This is a genomic window from Sphingobium sp. TA15, from assembly GCF_037101235.1.
GTDB lineage: Bacteria > Pseudomonadota > Alphaproteobacteria > Sphingomonadales > Sphingomonadaceae > Sphingobium > Sphingobium indicum.
In genome coordinates, this window is sequence record NZ_AP025357.1 from 21,113 (window position 1) to 42,890 (window position 21,778).

Below are 21,778 nucleotides of genomic sequence, written 5' to 3' on the forward strand. Positions count from 1 at the left end.
GCCATGATCGCCCGTATCGTAACCTGGGCGGTCGAGAAGCGCTGGCTAGTCCTGCTCCTCACCGTCATCGTCGCCGCCATCGGCGCCTTTTCCCTCTACCGGCTACCGATCGACGCGGTGCCGGACATCACCAACAATCAGGTCCAGATCAACGTCCGCGCGCCTGCCCTCTCGCCCGAGCTGGTCGAGAAGCAGGTGTCGTTTCCAATCGAAACCGCGCTCGCCGGCACCCCCGGCCTGGAATATACGCGCTCGTTGAGCCGCAACGGCTTCGCGCAGATCACGGCGGTCTTTTCGGACGCGACGGACATCTATTTCGCCCGCCAGCAGGTGGGCGAGCGTCTGCGGGGCGTGCAAGAGAATCTGCCCGACGGCGTGAACCCTGAAATGGGTCCGATCGCGACAGGCCTGGGCGAGGTGTACATGTACACCGTTCGTCTCGATCATCGCGAGGACGACAAGCACAAGCCCGGTGAACCGGGCCAACAGCCCGATGGCAGCTACATCACGCCAGAGGGCGAGCGACTGACGACCGAAGAGGACAAGGCGACCTACCTGCGCACCGCGCAGGACTGGATCGTGACGCCGCTTCTGAAGACCACACCGGGCCTCGCCGGTGTCGACTCGATTGGCGGTTACGCCAAGCAGTTCCTCGTCGTGCCCGACGTGCAGAAGCTGGCCTCGCTCGGCATCACGCTGACGGACCTGGGAAATGCGCTGGAGCGCAATAACACCAGCGTCGGCGGTGGCTTCGTCAATCGCAATGGCGAAGGTCTGGCTGTTCGCTCGGATGCGCTCGTTCGCAATGCCAGCGAGTTGGCCAGGACCGTGATCGCGACACGTAACGGCGTGCCGATCACGGTCGAACAAGTTGCGACTGTGAAGACGGGTCAGGCGATCCGCATGGGTTCGGCATCGGAGAACGGTACCGAAGTCGTCGTCGGCACGGCGATCATGCGGATCGGCGAGAACAGCCGCATCGTGTCGACCGCGGTCGCTGAGAAACTGAAGACGATCAACGCTTCGCTGCCTCCTGACGTCGTAATTCAGCCGGTGCTGAACCGCACCGAGCTGGTCAATTCGACGATCAAGACGGTCGCGAAAAACCTGTCCGAAGGCGCGGTGCTGGTCATCGTCGTGCTCTTCCTGCTGCTCGGCAACTTCCGTGCGGCCCTGATCGCGGCGTTGGTCATCCCGATCACCATGATGCTGACAGGCTTTGGTATGCTGCGCGCTGGGGTCTCGGCCAATCTGATGAGCCTTGGGGCTTTGGACTTCGGTCTGATCGTCGACGGCGCCGTCATCATTGTCGAAAACGCGCTGCGCCGGCTTGCCGAGCAACAGCATCATGAAGGCCGATTGCTCAGCGTCAAGGAACGGCTCGCGACCGTGGCAGCCGCTGCGCGTGAGATGATCCGTCCCTCTGTGTACGGGCAGGCAATCATCATCCTCGTCTACGTACCGCTGCTCACGCTGACCGGCGTGGAGGGTAAAACGTTCGGACCGATGGCGCTGACCGTCATCATCGCGCTCGCCTTCGCCTTCATCCTCTCTCTCACCTTCGTGCCGGCGATGATTGCGATCTGGCTGTCGAAGAAGGTCGAGGAGAAGGACGGCCGCATCATCACGTGGCTGAAGAAGCGCTACGAACCCGGTCTCGACCGGGCCATGAAGCGCCCGACGCTGACGATCGGTGCGGGTGTGGGAAGCCTTGTGGTGGCGGCGCTTGCTTTCACTACGCTCGGCTCGGTGTTCCTGCCGCAGCTCGACGAAGGCGATTTGCTGATCCAGTCGCTCCGCATTCCGGCAACGTCGGTCCAGCAGAGCCAGGCGATGCAGGTGCCGATCGAGCGGATGATGTCGAAGCAGCCGGAGGTGCAATTCGTCTATTCCAAGACGGGCACCGCCGAGCTGGCGGCCGACCCGATGCCGCCGAACGCGACCGACATGTTCGTCATCCTGAAGCCGCGCAAGGATTGGCCGGATCCTGAGCTTCCCAAGGAGGAGCTGGTCAGCCGGATCGAGGGTAATCTCGCGAAGATTCCGGGAAATGCCTACGAGATCACCCAGCCCATCCAGATGCGCTTCAACGAGCTGATCGCCGGCGTGCGCGGCGACATCGCGGTGAAGGTGTTCGGGGACGACTTCAACCAGATGAACCGGACGGCCGAGCAAATCGCGGCGGTGCTGCGCAGAACGCAAGGCGCAGCGGACGTGAAGGTGGAGCAGACGACCGGTCTTCCCATGCTCGACATTCGCGTCAACCGCGACGCGATGGCGCGGTTGGGCGTTACGGCTCAGGATGTGCAGGACACCGTGACTGCGACGATCGGCGGGCGAACATCGGGCCAGATCTTCGAGGGCGACCGTCGCTTCCCCGTGGTGATCCGCCTGTCGGAGGCGCAGCGTGCCGACATCGGCCTGCTCCAACAGGTGCAGGTGCCGGTGGCAGGCGGCGGCTATGTACCGCTGTCCAGCGTCGCCGAGATCAAGGTGGTCGATGGTCCGAACCAGATCAGCCGCGAGAACGGCAAGCGGCGCGTGGTGGTGCAAGCCAACGTGCGTGGCCGCGACGTCGGATCCGTCGTGGCGGATGCGCAGGCGGCGATCGGCAGCCAACTCCGGCTGCCTGCCGGCACCTATCTCGAATGGGGCGGCCAGTTCGAGAACCTCCAATCGGCAAGCGAACGGCTGAAGCTGGTCATTCCGGCTTGCTTCATTTTGATCCTGCTGCTCCTCTACGGGGCGTTGGGATCGGTCCGCGACGCCGCGATCGTGTTCACCGGCGTGCCTTTCGCGCTGGTGGGCGGCGTCCTGTTGCTGTTCCTGCGGGGCATGGACTTCTCGATCTCGGCGGCAGTGGGCTTCATCGCCCTCTCGGGCATCGCGGTCCTCAACGGCCTCGTCATGGTCAGCTCGATCCAAGATCTGATCCGATCAGGGATGAGCCGCGAGGAAGCCGCGCATGTTGGCGCGATGCAGCGTCTGCGACCCGTCATCATGACCGCGCTAGTCGCCAGCCTCGGCTTCGTGCCGATGGCGCTGGGCGAAGGCGCCGGCGCAGAGGTTCAAAAGCCTTTGGCGACGGTCGTCATCGGCGGTCTGATCTCGGCGACGCTTCTTACGCTGTTCGTGCTGCCGACACTCTATGCCCGGTTCGGGCAGAAAGTGATCGAGAAACCCGAGCACTACAATGAGGAGCATGAAGGGGACGACCACGGTCAGACCTTCGTGAACAACTTGGCCTGATGGATGGGCGGGGCGATCCGCGATCGCCCCGCCCATCTCTGGGAGATGGGGATATGCCTCGCACCATAACCAGCTCGATGCTTCACGGCGGGCCACTGCGCATCTGGTCGGCACTCACCGATCCGGATCATCGCCGGGCGTGGAGTCCGCTCGTATTTCTCGATGATCCGTCCCGGCTCGGCGACACAGAATGCACCTTTGCGATCCAGGGCATCACCCGGCCAATTCGGACGCCAGCACGGATTGATCGATTCGATAAACCGCACGCCTTCGCTTGGTCCTGCGGCATCCCCTATCTGTTCACGCTCGAAGAGCGGTACGAGCTGGCGGGGGACGATGGCGGCACCAGGCTAACGCATAGCTGCACGCTGCGCGGGGCGCTCTCCCTGCCGTTCGCGGCGATGATGTTGCGCCGCCTGCGATCCCTGATGGTCGAATCTGACGATCGCCTCGCAACCTATCTCCGCTGGCGGGTAGGTCAGCCTGCCCGGGCTATCAATCGTCAGCGCGTCCCCTTCCGCTGCAGGAGGAAGGCGCGATGATGATGCACTGTAAGCGGGTGCTGCCCGCCGTCATCCTCGTTGTCGGGCTCGCGGCGTGCTCGGAAAGAAAGCCGCCAGCCCCGCCAACGGAGCAGCAGATCCATTCGTCCGACAGCGCCGTGGCGACCGGGGAAATGGGGCGGCATAGATATCGCTGTTCCGACGGGGAACCGCTGTTCGTCGATTACAAGGACAACGGCCTGCAGATCGATTTGCGGCGCTCCAACGGGGGACCGCCGATGATGCTGACCGCGCCAGCGCAGGGCCTGCAATATGTCGGCGAAACAGCCACCGCGACCTTCAAGGGGTCGCAGCTCACCATCGTGGAAGGCGATGGCCGTACCCGGATCTGCGAGCAGGAAGGCACGCGATGAACTGCCCTGCCTTCGAACGCCACAGGGCGCTTCGTCGGAAGAGACCGATGTCTGACACGTCGATTTCAAATGTGACAACCTTGTGCGGCCTGAATCGGGCCGGTCTGGCGATCGCGCGCCTCGGCGTCGTTCTCGTCTCCGGGGCGGTTATAGGGGCGTGTAATCCAGCGCCGACCCAGCCTACCGAGCCGGCGCATGAAAAGCATCTGACGTCGAAACTAATCGCGCAGCGCATCATGTACTGCGACGACGGCACACGCGCCGATGTCGACTTCATCGATGACGGCTTGAAAATGGCCGTCACCTGGCTGCCGAAGGGCAGGACCGAGATCCTGCGCGCGCAGCGAACCGGTGACGAGTTTCGCGGCGACCATTCGCGGGCTGTCGTGGCGGGCGGATCGATCGCGTTCACGCGACGCGGGAAGATCCGCGTCTGCCACCGAACCCCGGAGGAGTCCTAGGAAATGCAGGCACTGCTCTATACGCTTGCGCCTGTGCTGGCGGTCGTGCTCGGCGCGATTGTCGCGAGCCGCACCAAGTTGAAACCTGGCCTCGTGGCGGGCCTACAGCATCTCGCTGCCGGCGTCGTGTTCGCGGCGGCAGCGACCGAAATCCTGCCGCAGGTCAAGCATGAGGCATCGCCCAGCGCGACGTTGATCGGCGGGGCGGCGGGCGTCGCGACCATGCTGGGGCTCAAGGCTCTTGAGGCCCGCTTCAAGGGGCCGATGGCGCTACTCGCCGCGATCGGCATCGACATTCTGGTCGACGGCCTGGTGCTCGGCCTCGCTTTCGTGGCGGGCGAGAAGGCAGGTCTCCTGCTGACGATCGCGCTCACTCTGGAAGTGTTATTTCTGGGACTGACGCTGACCGACGAGCTGGCGGAAACCTATCGCTCGCGCTTGCGCATCATCGTGATCGTCTCGGCATTGGCCCTGCTGCTGCCGATCGGCGCGCTCGCTGCCGTGCCGGTCGCCGCGCTGTCGCCGGTGATGATCGCCGGCTTCCTCAGCTTCGGGCTGATGGCGCTGCTCTACCTCGTCACGGAGGAGTTGCTGGTCGAGGCGCACGAGAAACCCGACACCCCGCTCATCAGCTCGATGTTTTTCGTCGGCTTCCTGGCCCTGCTGACACTTGAGGAGATGATGGGATGATCCCGGGCAACGACAACAATGGCGGGCAGGAGCGCCGCACACTGTGGATCGTCCTGCTGCTGAACGCGGCGATCGCTGCGGGCTTCTTCGTTTCCGGCTTCTTCGCGGACTCGAGCGCGCTGATCGCCAACGGCGTCGACAACCTGTCCGATACGGCTGTGTATGCGCTGAGCCTTGTGGCGCTCACCCGGGGCCAGACATGGAAGACACGCGCCGCGGTCGCTTCGGGCGTCATGCTGCTGATCTTCGCGGGCGGCATCTTGATCGATGTCGGACGGCGCTACGTGCAGGGCAGCGAGCCCATCGGACCTACCATGATGGTCATGTCCGCGATCGCCGGCGTCGTGAATTACCTCTGCCTGCGGCTGCTCCAGCGCCTCAAGGATCCGGACGTCAATCTCCGGGCCGCAACCACCTTCAGCTTCAACGACTTCATTTCCAACGGCGGCATCCTGATCGCCGGCGTGCTGGTGCTGTGGTTGGGTACCAATTGGCCGGACCTGCTGGTCGGCTTCGCCACCGCCATCATCGCCATCAAGGGCGGTGTCGAAATCCTGCGCGACGCGCGCGCCGAAACCAAGAAAAGCGAAAGGAGGTCGTCATGAACGACAAGCTCGAACTCGACATTCCAGTGTTGTTGCCGGACCTTCCTGACGCGGCCGATGCCTGCCTGGACCGTCTCGTATCAACCCTGTCAAAGCGCGAAGGTGTCGAGCGGGCGCATGTGATCTGTCTCGACGGCAACACGCCAGCGGCGCTGTGCATCCATTTCGATGCCGCCAAGCTGCCGCTGCCACGGTTGCGCGAAATGGTGCGCGCCGCAGGTGCCGAAATCACCGAGCGCTACGGCCATGCGATCTGGCAGGTGACGGGGATCAACCACGAACGTCGGGCGCGCACGGTCAGCGATGCGCTGTGCGCCTTGCCCGGCGTGGTCCAGGCAAGCGCCAGCACCAGCGGGTCTGTCCGGGTCGAATATGATCGCCGCGAAACCACCGAAGAGGAGGTGCGCGCTGCGCTTCGCAAGCTGAAGGTGAGGGTGGGCAAGCGGGTCGCTGCCGATGAACATGCCGGCCACGACCACGGCCCCGGGGGCCACGGCGCGGGCGAAGAGAAGCACGGCCCCGGCGATGGCCACGACCATAGCCACGCCGAATTTCTCGGCCCCAATACCGAGCTGATCTTCGCGCTCGCCTGTGGCGCGCTGCTGGGGATCGGCTACGCGATCGAGAGGCTGGTCGCTGGCGCGCCCGAATGGCTGCCGACCGCCTGCTATATCGCAGCCTATTTCTTCGGCGGATTCTTCACGCTGCGCGAGGCGATCGACAACCTCCGGATGAAGAAGTTCGAGATCGACACGCTGATGTTGGTCGCTGCGGCCGGCGCCGCTGCGCTGGGCGCATGGGCCGAAGGTGCGCTGCTGCTGTTCCTGTTCAGCCTCGGCCATGCGCTTGAGCATTATGCAATGGGCCGCGCCAAGAAGGCGATCGAGGCGCTGGCGAAGCTCGCGCCCGAAACCGCGACCGTGCGACGCGGCGGGCAGACCAGCGAAATCCCGGTCGAGCAGATGGTCGTCGGGGACATTGCCATCGTCCGCCCGAACGAGCGCCTGCCTGCCGACGGCTTCGTCATCAAGGGCACCAGCGCGATCAACCAGGCCCCGGTCACGGGTGAAAGCATCCCGGTCGACAAGGTGCCGGTCGCAGATGCCGCAGCGGCACGCGCCAAGCCCGATGCAGTCGACGCGGAAAGCCGGGTTTTTGCTGGTACGATCAACGGCGGCGGCGCGATCGAGATCGAGGTGACACGCCGTTCCAATGAAAGCGCGCTTGCCAAGGTCGTGAAGATGGTGAGCGAAGCGGAGACGCAGAAGTCGCCGACGCAGCGCTTCACCGACCGGTTCGAACGGATCTTCGTGCCCGCCGTCCTGGTCCTGTCAGTGCTCCTGCTGTTCGCATGGGTGGTCGTCGACGAGCCGTTCCGCGACAGCTTCTATCGCGCGATGGCGGTGCTGGTGGCGGCAAGCCCGTGCGCGCTCGCGATCGCAACGCCGAGCGCGGTCCTGTCGGGCGTTGCCCGTGCAGCGCGGGGCGGCGTGCTCGTGAAGGGCGGTGCACCGCTCGAAAACCTCGGGTCGCTCAAAGCGATCGCTTTCGACAAGACGGGCACGCTGACCGAAGGTCGTCCGCGCATCACTGATGTCGTGCCCGTCGATGGCGCCGATGAAGGCGAGTTGCTGGCGCTGGCTGTCGCCGTCGAAGCGTTGAGCGACCATCCCCTGGCCCAAGCGATCGTCAAGGACGGCCGCGAACGTCTGAACGATCGTGCCGTGCCGACTGCCGGCGACCTCAAGAGCCTGACCGGTCGGGGCGTCACCGCGAGCGTGGATGGCGAGACGGTGTGGATCGGCAAGGCCGAGATGTTCGGAAGTGAGGGCATTCCGGCGCTGGGGCAGGGCGCGCAGGACGCAATCGCGAAGCTGCGCGAGAACGGCCGCACGACAATGGTGGTCCGCAAGGGGGACCGCGACCTGGGCGCGATCGGCCTGATGGACACGCCTCGCGAAGCTGCCAAGACCGCGTTGCGTCGGCTGCACGAGATGGGCGTGTCGCGGATGATAATGATCTCCGGCGATCACCAGAAAGTCGCCGAAGCGATCGCCGACGAAGTCGGGATCGACGAAGCGTGGGGCGACCTCATGCCCGAAGACAAGGTTGCCGCGATCAAGAAGCTCGCCGGCGAAGACAAGGTCGCGATGGTGGGCGACGGCGTGAACGATGCGCCGGCGATGGCAAGCGCCACGGTCGGCATCGCGATGGGCGCGGCGGGGTCGGACGTTGCGCTGGAGACAGCCGACGTGGCGCTGATGGCCGACGATCTGGCGCACCTGCCATTCGCAGTCGGTCTTAGCCGCCATACCCGTGGAATCATCCGGCAGAACGTCTTCGTCAGCCTGGGTGTCGTCGCCTTCCTGGTGCCTGCTACCATCCTCGGCCTCGGCATTGGGCCAGCGGTGGCGGTTCATGAGGGATCGACGCTGCTCGTCGTCATCAATGCGCTCAGGCTGCTCGCCTACCGCGATCCGGCAGGGAAGGCGGCATGAAGTGGCTGATCGCCTTCGACCTCGACGGCACGCTTGCCGAGAGCAAGCGGCCGTTATCGGAGGATATGGCCGCAATCCTCGCCCGATTGCTCGCCATCACGGATGTGGCGGTGATCTCGGGCGGGGACTGGCCGCAGTTCGAAAAGCAGATCGCCTCGCGCCTTCCTGCCGGCGTCGCGCTCGACCGTCTCTGGTTGATGCCGACCACAGGCACGAAACTCTATCGGTTCATCAATGGCGCTTGGCGCGCGGTCTATGCCGAACTGTTCGACGACGCGGAGAAGGCGAAGATCCGCACGGCCTTCGATCAGGCGCTGACCGATGCCGGTCTCGCCGACGAACGTATCTGGGGCGAACGGATCGAGGACCGGGGCAGCCAGATCACCTTTTCGGGCCTGGGGCAGGCAGCGCCGCTGAAGGAAAAGGAAGCGTGGGATCCTGACCGAAAGAAGAGGACCGCGTTGCAGGCCACGTTGCGCGCGAAGCTGCCGGAGCTCTCGATCAATCTCGGTGGCACGACATCGATCGACGTGACCAGAGCAGGGATCGACAAGGGCTATGGCCTGAAGCGCCTGAGTGCCGAGAGCGGTGTCCCGCTCGACGGGATGCTGTTCATTGGGGATGCGATATTCCCCGGTGGGAATGACTATCCCGCTGCTGAAATCGGCCTCGACACAGTGAGGGTGCGCGACGTCGCGGAAACCACCGCCGTCGTGACCGCCATCATCGCGTGTCTGCACCGATAGGATCAAGATACATGGTCGGCTCCATCGCGGAATGCCGCATTGTCAAAGCTCTGGCTTCTGTCGCTTAGGGCAGCGCTTCCTAAAACGAAAAGAAGGCAATGTGCGCGTCTCCGCGAACAAAGCCTCCAGCGATCAATCTAAGAGATTCCGCCGCGCTTCTCAATCGTAGGGGGCGTTTGCGGGAGGGGGCGGAATCCTACGCTAAGGATTTGGGCCAGCGATATTCCCCGGTTAGATTGATGTGTTCCCATCCCAACGGCGAGACGTGGGCGAGTAGATCAGGCGCGATATGGGTACCGCTGGCGGCCCGGGTATTGACGACCTCGCCGAGCTTCATGGTGTTCCAGAATATGATGATGGCGGCGAGCAGGTTCATTCCGGCGATGCGATAGTGCTGGGCTTCGCCGGATCGATCCCGGATTTCACCTCGGCGGTGGAAGCTGATGGCGCGCTTTAGGGCGTGGTGGGCCTCACCCTTGTTGAGGCCGATCTGAGCCTGGCGCTGGAGGCCGGCATCAAGAATCCAGTCGATCATGAACAGGGTTCGCTCGATGCGGCCCACCTCTCGCAATGCGAGGGCCAGCTCATTCTGGCGCGGGTAAGAGGCGAGCTTGCGAAGAATCTGGCTGGGGGCGACGATCCCCGCTGCGATCGTCGCCATGATGCGCAGGATGTCGGGCCAGTTGCGCTCGATGAGCGGTTCATTGATCTTACCTCCGACCAGCGCTCGCACATTGGCCGGCGTCGCGTTGGGCGTGAAGGCATAGAGTCTTTTCTGAGGGAGATCGCGGATACGGGGGGCGAACCTGTAGCCGAGCAAGGCGCAGGCGGCGAACACATGATCGGTGAAGCCGCCCGTGTCGGCAAAATGCTGGCGAACGCGGCGGCCCGCGTCATTCATGAGCAGCCCGTCCAGGATATAGGGAGCCTCGCTGACCGTTGCCGGGATCACCTGGGTTGCGAACGGCGCATATTGATCGGACACATGGCTGTATCCCTTGAGGCCCGGGACGTTGCCATATTTCGCGTTGATCAGATTCATCGCCTCGCCCTGCTCGGTAGCAAGGAAGAACTGCCCGTCGCTGGATGCCGATTGCCCTTGTCCCCAGAAGGCGGCCATGGGCAGGGCGGCGTGGGCCTCCACGATCATGGCGAGCGCCCGATCATAGGCGCTGCCTTCGACATGCCAGCGCGCGATCCGCAGCAATTCCCAGAAGCTGTGCGTGTTGGTCGCCGCCGCCATCTTGCGCAAACCGAGATTGACGCCTTCCGCCAGCAACACGTTCATCAGGCCGATCCGGTCGCTGCAGGGCGCGCCGGTGCGCAGATGCGTGAACGCCTCGGAAAATCCGGTTCGCTCATCGACTTCCAGCAACAGATCGGTGATCCTCGCGGGCGGGAGCTGTTGATAGAGATCGAGCACGAGATCCTCGGCCCCTTCGGGCGTGTCGGCCCTCAGCTTGTCGATGTGCAGCTTGCCGTTCTCGATGATGCCGCCTGGGATCGTGCCGGTTCGCGCCGCGCGGCCAAACTCCTTCAGCCGTGTATCCAGTCGAGCCCTGCGCTCGGCCAGCCATTCGCCGGGTCGCAGCGGCACGGCGAGCCGCGCGGTCTGCTCTATCGCCTGTGGCGGGACCAGAAGCTGCTTGAGGTCGCCATAGCGGCGCGATCCCGCCAACCATATGTCACCGGACCGGAAGGCGTCGCGGATGTGGAACAGCACCGCGATTTCCCAAAGCCGGTGGTCGCCGCTGGGCTCAGCGCGAAGATGACGATGCCATTTCGAGTTGGGACGTAGAAAATCCACCGGCGGATCGACCTTGATCCCGTTACGCAGCATCGCAACGGCCGCCAGAAGAGGCGTGGCGATCGGCGCCGCCTGCATGTCGAGCAGGCGCAGCATCCTGGGCGCGTAGAGGCGGAAACGGTGATAGCCGTCCAGCACACGGCTGAGCGGGTCGGCCGCGAGCACGTTGGTCAGCGCGGAGGCCGTGGCGACAAGGGTTCTGAACCGTTCCCAGCCAGGCCCGGTGGCGATTATCCCGTCCAGGGCCGTGCCATCGTCCTGCGCTCCAAGCAAAGCACCACCGATTTCGGCAAAGGACTTCAGCGTGTCCCGAACGGCCGCCTTTTCGTCGGCGATCCTGGTGTTGCAAAGGCGTTCGGAGGCCCGATAGAGACGGCCTACGATGCGATCGTGGGTCTCCACGATGACATCGGCCAGCGATGACCGCCATTCCAGGGTGCAGACAGCGAGGATCGCAAGCCGCCTGTCTTCGGGCAGATCACGCATGCCGTCGGCGTAATAGCGCTCGCCCTGCCGGCGAAGCCGGGTCACACGATGCGCCGGCACGCCGTCCAGCAAATCCGCCGGAAGATCGAACCTTCGAAGATATTCCAGTCGATCCATCAGCCGGTTAGCGGCTGCTGAATTTGCGCCAACCTCGAACTGTCGCAGCCATACGAAGCGCGTGACGCGACCATCCACCGTATCCTCCAACAGGTGAGCCAAATTCTCGCTCAGGGTTGGCGTGATGCGATGGGCGATAAGATCCTCGATCCGGCGCTCGGCCTCAACCAGCGCATCGGCGCAAAGGCGCTCGATCGTCGAGGAGCCGGGAAGGATCGTGCGGGTGCGGCGACACTCCGCAACGAAGCGACGGGCAAGATCCTCATTCGATGTCGCCGCCTCGGCTTCCCGAGCGATCCATTCGCGCAAATCCCGTGCGCCCCGCCCCGAAAAGGAGCGATAGCCGTAGATTCGGCGAAGGTCCGCCAGATGCTCGTGCCGGGTCTCCTCGCGCGCGGCATAGAGGAGTAGATCGTCGCTGGTCAGGCCGAGCTGGGCCGCGATGAAATCCGATACCTGCGCCGGGATCAACTCGCCAGGAGCGAGCACCCGGCCCGGGTAGCGCAGGACGCACAGTTGCAGCGCGAAGCCAAAACGATTGTGGGCGCGCCGGCGCTGGCGGATATGCCCGAGATCCTCATCGCTGAGGGTATAGTGCCGCAGCAGCTCACCTTGATCGACCGGCAAGTGAAGCAGCGCCTCGCGCTGTCGATCGGTCAGGGTCACGCGACGCGGCATACATGCTCCTTATTCTTTCCGAGCTACGGTTTGAGATAGCTTGATTGAGATGCTGGTTAAGATACACAATAGCCCAATCTTATGTGCTCATGTTCGTCACCGCCTCAAACCTTCGTTTGTGATCCATGCTGATCGGCTACGCCCGCGTGTCCAAAGCCGACGGCTCGCAGTCGCTCGACCTGCAGCACGATGCCCTTCGCGCTGCCGGTGTCGAGCCAGGCAATATCTATGATGATCGTGCATCCGGTAGCCGTGATGATCGCCCCGGTCTTGCCGCCTGCCTGAAATCGTTGCGCGACGGCGATGTCCTCATCGTTTGGAAGCTCGACCGGCTCGGCCGAACGCTCACCCACCTGGTCAGCACGGTGCAGAATCTGTCGGATCGCGGTATCGGTCTGCGGGTGCTCACCGGCAAGGGCGCGCAGATCGACACCACGACGCCATCGGGCCGGATGGTGTTCGGCATTTTTGCCACACTGGCGGAGTTTGAGCGGGATATGATCCGCGAGCGCACCATGGCTGGCCTGGCCGCTGCCCGCGCGCGGGGACGCAAGGGTGGCCGCAAGTTCGCCCTCTCCAAGGCCCAGGTGCGGCTCGCTCAGGCTGCTATGGCCCAACGCGACACGTCCGTTTCCGACCTCTGCAAGGAACTCGGGATCGAGCGCGTCACTCTCTACCGCTATGTCGGTCCCAACGGGGAACTCCGGGATTACGGTCAGCGCGTGCTTGCTGCCAAAACGCGATGATGATGACGGGAGCCCCGATCAAACTTACCCAAGCGGACGCCGCAGACGTTGCAGACCTGTACAACCGTTGCAGCGACTATTTCCTGTTGCAGGACGGGGCCGCGCCCACGCTGGACGATGCTCGCGAGCTTTTCTCCGATGTGCCGCCCGAAAAGAGCGCCCACAATCAAGCTGTCCTGGGATGGAAGGGGCCTGGCGGCCTATATGCAATCGCGGCCATCCTCCGCGATTATCCGCGTGATGGCACATGGTATCTCGGCTTCATGATCGTAGATGCCGCACAGCGTGGTCGTGGCGTCGGACGCTCAATTTACTCGACGGTCGAAAGCTGGGCCGCTGCGAGAGGTGCCACAGAGATTCGGTTGGCCGTGCTGGAAGCGAATGAAGCGGCAGAGCGATTTTGGCGTTCTCTCGGCTTCATTGAGTATCGGCGCGTTGGGCCAGACACCTTCAAAATGCGTAGCCATCGCCGGATAGAACTGAGCCGTCGCCTTTCTGGCGCGACCGTAGAAGGCAGCAACAAGTAAGATCTCGCGCCGGCTATCTGGGCGAGCTTGGCGTAGGATTCCGCCCCCTCCCGCAAACGCCCCCTTTCAGGGAAGGGGGCTTGAGATCGCCTTGATGGCCTTCAATCCCGTTCCAAAACGAGCGATCGCGTCCCTGTTTCTCTCCAGCTCGCCATAGGGCAGATAGGCGAAGTCGAGATCGGCAATACGGCTGAAAGCCGGGCGACGGAGTTGCGCGCGAACGTCCTGCTCGCGCGCATTCGGTGCGACCAGGAATAGCCCGGCGGCAGCGTGCAGATCGCTCCCCGACAGCGCCAGATCGAGCATGCGCACGATCCCCGAGTAGATCGAGGTCGAATGTTCAACCTCGAACGCGGCGGCGACGCCGTCGCCACCCTTCGCCAGCCACAACACGTCGATGAGGCGGATCGAGTCCGCTCCGGGAGAGGTCGCAATGGCGTCTGGAAGGCGCTCGAGGCATCCCTGTCCAAGCGGGCAGCCAGCGTGAAGTCGACCGCGGTCATTGGCGGCGATCCACACATCGTAACCGAGGGCATGGCCGAGGTCGCGCAGCCAGGCCTGGATTTCGGCGTGCGTGCGATCGGTTTCGCCCTGCGCGGCGGCTGTCTTGTCGAGCCGGCTTGCCTCCGCTCTGGCATGTTCCAATCTGCCGAGCCAGTCGTCGGCCGCCGTTGCGTCATCCTCCAGCGGTGGCGCGGGATAGCGGCCCGAGCCAATGTCGAACAACAGTCCGCCGATCGCGCCGAGATCGTTGGAGAGCAACTCGCGGTAACGGTCGTTGAGGTCGAGGATGCCGGCGCGCATGGCGAGAAAATGATCCCATGACCCGAGCTTCACCTTGGCGCCGGTGACGGCATTGTAGCCCTTGACGATCGCGGTATTGAAGGGCGGCACCAGCGTCGGGTGAAGGAAATAGAGCAGGTTGGCCGCCGCCGGCCCCAGCCCCTTGATCTTGAGCGCGTCTATGCTGCGGATGTGGCTGATGATCTCCTCGGCGGTATCGCAGCACGAGCAATTGTCGAGCAGGCGACCGAACGCCCGCTGGTTGTCCGGGCTTTCGTAGATGTCTGGAATGCGCAGCTTGGGCTTCCACAGCCAGGCATGGTCGGCGCCCTTGAAGATCTGCCGCTGTTCGGCGATCGAGTGGACAACCGTTTCCAGTGACGAGCCGCGATAGGCGACGCCGAACCGCCCACTTTCGATTTCTGCGACCACCTGCTGCAGCCCGCGACGGATGGAGCGGAAGTTTTTCAGCCGTTCGTCCCACAGAAACCAGGAGCGATAGGTGGCGCCGGGATCGTCTCGCCAACGACGGACAAGCTCGCTCACGAGATCATGATGTGTCGCGGGTAACAAGGTCATACTGGCTGGGTCATCTAAACTGGGCTCCTTGCCGTTCAGGCTATCGCGAGCAAGGGCGGCTTGCACGTTCAATGTGCGATCCGCGAAGCGTGCTCAAATTGTCGGTGATCGCGCAGGGAAACGCCGCTGGCATTGGGCGTTGCCGGTCGCAACCGTCGACCGGGCGCACAGCCAGGCAGACGGCCGGCACGGGCGTCGCCGCCCGGGAGCGGCGCCGCAACCAGCTTTTTCCGGTCGAACTTAGCGGATCACTGCTTTGCGATCGCGGTGACCTCGCCATCGCTGCCCTTGAGCGAGAGGTCGAAATCGACCTTGTCGCCGACCTTGACCGCATCGGTGATCGACGGCGCGGCCTTGAACGCCATCGTCATCGCGGGCCACTTGGCCTCCGGGATCGGACCATGATCGAGCGTGATGGTGCCCGCCGCCTTGTCGATCGCGGTGACGGTGCCATGGCCCTTGGCCTTGATCGCGGCGTTCGCGTCAGGCGCCATCGACATGTTGCCCATGTCGCCGCTCATGGTCGCGGCGGGCGCCGCCTCGTTGGTCTCAGTCGCAACGGGGGCCTCCGCCTTCTTGCCGCACGCGGCAGTCAGGGCGGCGAGGCCGAGGGCAATGGTCAGTCGTGCATGGTTCATCGTCTTCTCCTTCATGATGAAACGGGTTGAGGGATGGGATCGGTCTTGGGCCGGCGCAACAGCAGGTAGGCGGCGGGCAGGACGAACATTGAGAGCAAGGGCGCGGTCAGCATGCCGCCGATCATCGGCGCGGCAATCCGGCTCATGACCTCCGAACCCGCGCCTGATCCCAGCAGGATCGGCAGCAGGCCGGCCAGGATCACCGCCACCGTCATCGCCTTGGGACGGACGCGCAGCAGCGCGCCTTCGCGCACGGCGGCCTCGACCTCGGCAGCGTCCGGATGTGCGCCGCGCTCGGCCAGCGCGTTCTTGAGATAGATCAGCATCACCACCCCGAACTCGGCGGAGACGCCGGCGAGCGCGATGAACCCGACCCCGGTGGCGATCGACTGGTTGAACCCCAGCAGATAAAGCGTCCAGATGCCGCCGGTCAGCGCAAACGGCAGCGTCCCCATGATCAGCGCCGCCTCGTCGAAGCGGCCGAAGATGAGGTAGAGCAGCACGAAGATGATCAGCAGCGTCGCGGGCACGACCAGCTTCAAGCGGTCGACCGCGCGCTCGAGATATTCGAACTGGCCAGAGTAAGCGATGCTGACCCCAGGCGAGAGCCTGACCTGTTTCGCCACCGCACGCTGCAGATCGCCGACCACCGAGGCAAGATCGCGCCCGCGCACATCGACGTAGACCCAGGTCGAAGGCCGGGCATTCTCGGTCTTGAGCATCGGCGGTCCCTCGGCGATCGAGACGTTTGCCACGGTGCCCAAGGTGATCTGCTGGCCCGCGGGCGTCAGGATCGGTAGCGCCCGCAGCCTTTCGAGGCTGTCGCGCAATTCGCGCGGATAGCGCACGCTGATCGGATAGCGGGCGAGGCCCTCGACCGTCTCGCCGATCGTCTCGCCGCCGATCGCGCCGGAGACGATGGCCTGGACGTCGGCGATGTTGAGCCCGAACCGCGCGGCGGCGGCGCGGTCTATGTCGACATCGACATAGCGTCCGCCGGTCAGCCGCTCGGCGAGCGCCGAGCTGACGCCGGGCACGCTCCTGGCCACGGTCTCGACATCATGCGCGATGCGGTCGAGCTCGGCGAGGTCACTGCCCGACACCTTGACCCCGATCGGGCTCTTGATGCCCGTCGCGAGCATGTCGATGCGGTTGCGGATCGGCGGCACCCAGATATTGGCGAGACCCGGAAGCTTCACCCGGCGATCGAGCTCGTCGACAAGGCGTTCGGGCGTCATGCCCGACCGCCACTGGTCGCGGGGCTTGAATTGGATCGTCGTCTCGAACATTTCGAGCGGCGCGGGATCGGTCGCGGTCTCGGCGCGGCCGGCCTTGCCGAACACGCTTTCGACTTCGGGCACGGTCTTGATCAGGCGGTCGGTCTGCTGGAGCAGCTCACTCGCCTTGGCGGCCGAGAGGCCCGGCAGCGCCGAGGGCATGTAGAGCAGGTCGCCCTCGTCGAGATTGGGCATGAACTCGCCGCCGAGCCGGCTGAGCGGCCAGGCCGTGGTGGCGAACACCAGAGCCGCGATCAGCAGCACTGCCTTGGGCCGCTTCATCGTCCAGTCGATCGCGGGCCGGTAGATATTGGTGAGCCAGCGATTGACCGGATTGGCCTGCTCGGCCGGAATGCGGCCCCGGATCAGCCAGCCCATCAGGATCGGCACCAGGGTCACCGACAGGATCGCGGCCGCGCCCATCGCATAGGTCTTGGTGAAGGCGAGCGGCGCGAACAGCCGGCCTTCCTGCGCCTCCAGGGTGAAGACCGGAATGAACGACAGCGTGATGATCAGCAGGCTGAAGAACAGCGCCGGCCCGACCTCGGCCGCCGCCTCGGTGACGACGATCCAGCGCATCTCGCCATCGAGATGTCTGTCCGGGTGATCCTGCTCCCAGCGTTCGATCCTCTTGTGGGCGTTCTCGATCATGACGACCGCCGCATCCACCATCGCGCCGATGGCGATGGCGATGCCGCCCAGCGACATGATGTTGGCGTTCACCCCCTGGAACCGCATTACGACGAACGCGGCCAGCACACCGAGCGGCAAGGTCAGGATCGCGACCAGCGCCGAGCGGACGTGCCAGAGGAACAGGGCGCAGACCAATGCGACGACGATGAACTCCTCGACCAGCTTGCGGGTGAGGTTCTCGACCGCGCGATCGATCAGCTGCGAGCGGTCATAGACCGTGACCACCTCGACGCCCGGCGGCAGGCTTTTCCTGAGATCGGCGAGCTTGTCCTTGACCGCCGCGATGGTCTCACGGGCGTTCTTGCCTGACCGAAGAATAACGACGCCGCCGGCGACCTCGCCTTCGCCGTTCAGTTCGGCGATGCCGCGCCGCATCTCGGGGCCGACCTGGATCGTGGCGACATCGCCGAGCCGGACGGGCACGCCGCCCGCCGCAGTCTTGAGCGGGATTGCCCGGAAATCGTCGAGCGTTTTCAGATAGCCCGAGGCGCGGACCATATATTCGGCCTCGGCCATTTCCAGCACCGAGCCGCCGGCTTCCTGATTGGCTTGGCTGATCGCCTGCACTGCCTGGGCGTGGGTTACGCCGTAGGCCGCGAGCTTCACCGGATCGAGCAGCACCTGGTACTGCTTGACCATGCCGCCGATGCTGGCGACTTCGGCCACGCCGGTCACGGTCTTCAGCTCGTAGCGCAGGAACCAGTCCTGCAACCCGCGAAGCTGCGAGAGATCGTGCCGGCCGGTGCGGTCGACCAGCGCATATTCATAGACCCAGCCGACCCCGGTCGCGTCCGGCCCGAGCGCGCTGCGGGCGCTGGCCGGCAACCGACCCTGGACCTGGTTGAGATATTCGAGCACGCGGCTGCGCGCCCAGTAGAGATCGGTGCCGTCCTCGAAGATCACATAGACGAAGCTGTCGCCGAAGAAGCTATAGCCGCGCACCGTCTTGGCGCCGGGCACCGACAGCATGGTGGTGGTGAGCGGATAGGTGATCTGGTTCTCGACGATCTGCGGCGCCTGACCCGGATAGGAAGTGCGGATCACGACCTGCACGTCGGAAAGATCGGGCAGCGCGTCGATCGGGGTCGAGCGCACCGCCCACAGGCCCGCGCCGACCAGCGCGAGCATGCCGAGCACGACGAAGAAGCGGTTCCTCACCGACCAGCGGATGAGATGGGCGATCACTGGCCCGCCACCTTCGCCATATGCCGCAGCGTCGGTCCCGCCGGGGGCCGGTCGAACCCGAACCGGACCCGGTCACCCGCCTTGAAGCCGCGCGCGATGCCCGGATTGGCGAGCGCGAAGGTCATCGTCATCGCCGGCCAGTCGAGCGCGGGAACGGGCTCGTGGCTGAGCGTCACCGAATTGGCCGTGATCCGCTCGATCTTGCCCGTCGTCTCGTACAGCGTGGCTTTCGACGCCGGCGCGGCGATGGTCGCCGATGCCGCACCGCCGCCGATCGGCCGCGCCTCGATTCCCGACAGGCTCGCCTCGGAATCGATCAGGAACTGCCCCGAGACGACGACGTTCTCGCCGGGCGACAGGCCGGCAAGGATCTCGGTCTCGCCGCCTGCCTCGCGGCCGATGCGGACCTCGGCGGGATGATAGCGCCCGTCGCCTGCGGCCAGCATGACGAGCGTGCGCCTGCCCGTGCGGATCACCGCTTCGCTCGGCACCAGCAGCGCCGGCTTGGCATCGCCGCCAAGCGCGACGCTGGCGAACATGCCCGGCCGCAACCGGCCGTCCCGGTTGGGCAGCTCGATCCGCACGGTGAGCGTGCGGCTGTCGGCCTGCGTGGTCGGCAGGATCGCGATCACCCGGCCGGCGAAGCGCTCGCCGGGGAAGCCCGCCAGCGTGGTGCTGGCATTCTGGCCGACCCGGACATCGCCCGCGCGCGCTTCGGGCACCGCGGCATTGAGCCAGACGGTGCCGAGCCCGCTTACCTGGGCGAGCGTCTGGCCCATGGCGAGCGTCACGCCGGCACGGGCGTCGAGCGTCTGGATCGTGCCCGAGATCGGCGTCGTGATCGTCACCACGCCGTTCGGGCGTCCGCTCCGCTCGACGCTGGCGATGAGGCCGTCGGACATGCCCATCAGCCGCAGTCGCTGGCGCGCGGCCGCGGTGAGGTCGGGCTTGCCGAGCCGCCTGACGCTCAGATATTCGGTCTGCGCGCCGCCCCATTCGGGCAGGAGCAGGTCCGCGATCGGCGCGCCGGCGCGGACCACGTCCCCGGGCGCTCGCGCATAGACGCGGCTCACGAACCCGCCCGAACGCGCCTGGATGACGGCGACGTCGCGCTGGTTGAAGTCGATCGTGCCGGTGACCTCGAGGGCCGAGGCAAGGCTGCCCATCTTCGCCGCGACGACCCGCAATCCCAGGCTCTGCCGCGCGGCGGGATCGACGGCGACCGTGGGGGCCGCGCCGGCGCTTCCTCCGTCCGCGTATCGCGGCACGAGCTGCATATCCATGAAGGGCGACTTGCCGGGCTTGTCGAACTTCTGGTTGGGGAACATCGGATCGTACCAGTAAAGGACTTTGCCTGCCCCGGCGGGCGTGGTCGCCTCCGATTGCGGTGCCTGGCGATGGCCAGCCCAATAGCCTGTGCCGCCGGCCAGCAGCGCGACAGCCAGGATCGATGCGCCCCAGCGCAGCGCGGATTTATCGAGCGTCATGGCCGCTCCTCCCCATAGGTGATAGTGATGCGGACCGCGTCGCGCGCGACGTCGGCTTCGCGGTTGAGCGCCTCGACCTCGGCCTCCGCGAGCCCGAGCGTCGTGAGCAGCGCGGCGCCAAGGTCGAGCTTGCCGGCGCCATAGCTGTCGCGGTCGAGCTCGGCGCGGTGCCTGGCGAGTGGCACCAGCGTCTCGCGGGCATTGCGCAACCGGGAGAGATGCATGGCATGGTCTGCGAGATCGGCGTCGAGCTGCGCCACCAGCTCGCGGCGGATCGCCTCGCGGTCGAACCGACCCCCTTGCGCAAGGCTCTCGCTTGCAGCGATCCTGGGGTTCTGGCGCTTGCCGGCGAACAGCGGCAGGTCGATCGACACGCCGACCGAGGCCATGTCGCCGTACATGGGATCGCGCCGGCCATAGGTGACGCCGACCTTCCAGTCGGGGCGCTTGTCGGCGCGCGCGAGACGCACGTCCGCTTCGGCGACTGCGATCCGCGCGTCCTGCGCGCGCAGGGCGGGAAGCGCATCGATCCCGGCCCGCAGCCGGATCGGATCGACATCGAGCATCGGCGGGTCGCCCGTCGCCTGCGGGTCGGGGTCGCCGGTATAGCGCGCGAGCCGGGCCCGCGCCTGCGCCACCACCGCAGCCATCTCGGCGCGGCGATCGGCGATGGCGGCGCGGAGCTGGTCGGGCTCGAGCGCCTGGCTCGGGCGCGCGCTGCCCGACGCCAGGCGTGCGGTCACGGTCTTCTGCAGGTCGTCGAGGCTGGCATCGAGCAGGTCGAGCTGCCGGAGCCGGCGTTCTCCATAATAGAGATCGACCCAGGCGAGGGCGGTCTCGAGCCGCACGTTGCGGCCTTCGACCAGCTCGCCCGCCTCGGCGATACCGATATCGGCCGCGGCGCGCGCGGCGCGTGCATGGCGCTTGGCGAGATTGGGGAAGGTCTGGCTGAACCCGATCGTCGCCATAGTGAAATCGTCGCGCGTGAAGCTGCCGGCATTGGGGCCGCTCACCGGGAAGTTCTGCAGGCCCAGGTCGAGCGTCGGATCGGGCAGGCGATCGGCCGCGACCGCCGAAGAGCGGGCGCCGGCTGTCGCCGCCGCGCGCGCCTTGAGGCTTGGCGCGTTGGCGGCAGCGAGCCTCACTGCCTGCTCGTAGGTGAGCGGGCCGGCCGACACCGGCACGGCCCAGGCGCTCGCAAGCGTCGCACCGATAGAGAGCAACAGGCGTCGCACAGCGCGCCTCGGCATCATGATCATGGATATCATCCCCTCATGACAGAGGCGGCGCGCCAAGATGTGACGCGCCGCTCCGGAGCGGGTTTAGCCCTTGTCCGACCTGACTGCGCCGCGCATGCAGTCGGCGGCGCTTGCCTGCATCATCGCGCAATCGCAGCTGGCCATGTCCCGGCTGTCGGGCACCCATATGCGGACACGCGCAGGGCCAGTCGCCCGCGGACCATATTGCGGCGCCGACCGCCATTCCCAATGGCCTTGCGGCGTGCGGCTCGCGTCGGTTGCAAGCGCAGGCGCGGCGAGACTGAGGGCCGCCACAAGGGCGGCCGGAAGCAGTTTGATCATCACGAAAACCTTTGACTGAAAAGAAGGAAA

17 protein-coding genes are annotated in these 21,778 nt (G+C 65.4%); 10 read left to right on the plus strand and 7 right to left on the minus strand.

The genetic code is table 11. The annotated features are described in order from the left end of the window. Positions 1-3 precede the first annotated feature (3 nt). From Sj15T_RS20355 to Sj15T_RS20390, 8 genes are read left to right on the plus strand one after another with little or no spacing between them, the layout of a single operon-like run. Positions 4-3,249 carry a CusA/CzcA family heavy metal efflux RND transporter gene (locus tag Sj15T_RS20355; protein ID WP_004212878.1) on the plus strand — a complete coding sequence of 1,082 codons (3,246 nt, stop codon included), beginning with the start codon at positions 4-6 and terminating at the stop codon, positions 3,247-3,249. Between the two features lie 53 nt (positions 3,250-3,302). Next, on the plus strand, positions 3,303-3,791 hold the full coding sequence (locus Sj15T_RS20360) for an SRPBCC domain-containing protein (protein ID WP_013849881.1): 489 nt from the start codon (positions 3,303-3,305) through the stop codon (positions 3,789-3,791). After that, the gene (locus Sj15T_RS20365; RefSeq protein ID WP_009824022.1) at positions 3,788-4,165 is read left to right on the plus strand and encodes a hypothetical protein; all 378 of its coding nucleotides are present in this window, start codon (positions 3,788-3,790) and stop codon (positions 4,163-4,165) included. The genes Sj15T_RS20360 and Sj15T_RS20365 overlap by 4 nt, the downstream gene beginning before the upstream one ends. A 47-nt stretch (positions 4,166-4,212) precedes the next feature. Continuing rightward, positions 4,213-4,626 (plus strand): hypothetical protein, encoded by a 414-nt coding sequence (locus tag Sj15T_RS20370; protein WP_004212881.1) that lies wholly within the window; start codon positions 4,213-4,215, stop codon positions 4,624-4,626. A 3-nt stretch (positions 4,627-4,629) separates the two neighbouring features. Next, complete coding sequence (locus Sj15T_RS20375; RefSeq protein ID WP_004212882.1) at positions 4,630-5,316, plus strand: hypothetical protein; 687 nt, start codon at positions 4,630-4,632, stop codon at positions 5,314-5,316. Beyond that, the gene (locus Sj15T_RS20380; protein WP_004212885.1) at positions 5,313-5,921 is read left to right on the plus strand and encodes a cation transporter; all 609 of its coding nucleotides are present in this window, start codon (positions 5,313-5,315) and stop codon (positions 5,919-5,921) included. Before Sj15T_RS20375 ends, Sj15T_RS20380 begins: the two co-directional genes overlap by 4 nt. Beyond that, a complete protein-coding gene (locus Sj15T_RS20385; protein ID WP_004212886.1) occupies positions 5,918-8,419 on the plus strand; it encodes a heavy metal translocating P-type ATPase in 2,502 nt (833 codons plus the stop codon). The genes Sj15T_RS20380 and Sj15T_RS20385 overlap by 4 nt, the downstream gene beginning before the upstream one ends. Further along, positions 8,416-9,165: an HAD-IIB family hydrolase gene (locus Sj15T_RS20390; RefSeq protein WP_004212890.1), complete on the plus strand. Its 750-nt coding sequence runs from the start codon at positions 8,416-8,418 to the stop codon at positions 9,163-9,165. The genes Sj15T_RS20385 and Sj15T_RS20390 overlap by 4 nt, the downstream gene beginning before the upstream one ends. Positions 9,166-9,361: 196 nt before the next feature. Here Sj15T_RS20390 and Sj15T_RS20395 read toward each other — a convergent pair whose 3' ends face one another. Further along, on the minus strand, positions 9,362-12,253 hold the full coding sequence (locus Sj15T_RS20395) for a Tn3 family transposase (protein ID WP_013039109.1): 2,892 nt from the start codon (positions 12,251-12,253) through the stop codon (positions 9,362-9,364). 125 nt (positions 12,254-12,378) lie between these two features. Between Sj15T_RS20395 and Sj15T_RS20400 the strand changes: the two genes are divergently transcribed. Together Sj15T_RS20400 and Sj15T_RS20405 are read left to right on the plus strand one after the other, a co-directional pair. After that, on the plus strand, positions 12,379-12,999 hold the full coding sequence (locus Sj15T_RS20400) for a recombinase family protein (RefSeq protein ID WP_008832583.1): 621 nt from the start codon (positions 12,379-12,381) through the stop codon (positions 12,997-12,999). Further along, positions 12,996-13,526: a GNAT family N-acetyltransferase gene (locus tag Sj15T_RS20405; RefSeq protein WP_007686150.1), complete on the plus strand. Its 531-nt coding sequence runs from the start codon at positions 12,996-12,998 to the stop codon at positions 13,524-13,526. Before Sj15T_RS20400 ends, Sj15T_RS20405 begins: the two co-directional genes overlap by 4 nt. Before the next feature lie 66 nt (positions 13,527-13,592). On the opposite strand, the gene Sj15T_RS20410 is transcribed toward Sj15T_RS20405, so the two are convergent. The 6 genes from Sj15T_RS20410 to Sj15T_RS20435 all read right to left on the minus strand — a co-directional run bounded on the left by Sj15T_RS20410 (position 13,593) and on the right by Sj15T_RS20435 (position 21,748). Then, complete coding sequence (locus Sj15T_RS20410) at positions 13,593-14,888, minus strand: hypothetical protein (RefSeq protein ID WP_013039108.1); 1,296 nt, start codon at positions 14,886-14,888, stop codon at positions 13,593-13,595. A 248-nt stretch (positions 14,889-15,136) separates the two neighbouring features. Then, positions 15,137-15,541, minus strand: a complete 405-nt coding sequence (locus Sj15T_RS20415; RefSeq protein ID WP_007406376.1) for a copper-binding protein — start codon at positions 15,539-15,541, stop codon at positions 15,137-15,139. Then, the gene (locus tag Sj15T_RS20420) at positions 15,538-18,681 is read right to left on the minus strand and encodes an efflux RND transporter permease subunit (RefSeq protein ID WP_007406408.1); all 3,144 of its coding nucleotides are present in this window, start codon (positions 18,679-18,681) and stop codon (positions 15,538-15,540) included. Before Sj15T_RS20420 ends, Sj15T_RS20415 begins: the two co-directional genes overlap by 4 nt. Next, positions 18,678-20,168: an efflux RND transporter periplasmic adaptor subunit gene (locus Sj15T_RS20425; RefSeq protein WP_007406384.1), complete on the minus strand. Its 1,491-nt coding sequence runs from the start codon at positions 20,166-20,168 to the stop codon at positions 18,678-18,680. The genes Sj15T_RS20420 and Sj15T_RS20425 overlap by 4 nt, the downstream gene beginning before the upstream one ends. Then, a complete protein-coding gene (locus Sj15T_RS20430; RefSeq protein WP_013039107.1) occupies positions 20,165-21,427 on the minus strand; it encodes a TolC family protein in 1,263 nt (420 codons plus the stop codon). Before Sj15T_RS20430 ends, Sj15T_RS20425 begins: the two co-directional genes overlap by 4 nt. A 63-nt stretch (positions 21,428-21,490) precedes the next feature. Continuing rightward, positions 21,491-21,748 carry a hypothetical protein gene (locus tag Sj15T_RS20435; protein ID WP_007683334.1) on the minus strand — a complete coding sequence of 86 codons (258 nt, stop codon included), beginning with the start codon at positions 21,746-21,748 and terminating at the stop codon, positions 21,491-21,493. Positions 21,749-21,778: the final 30 nt, after the last annotated feature.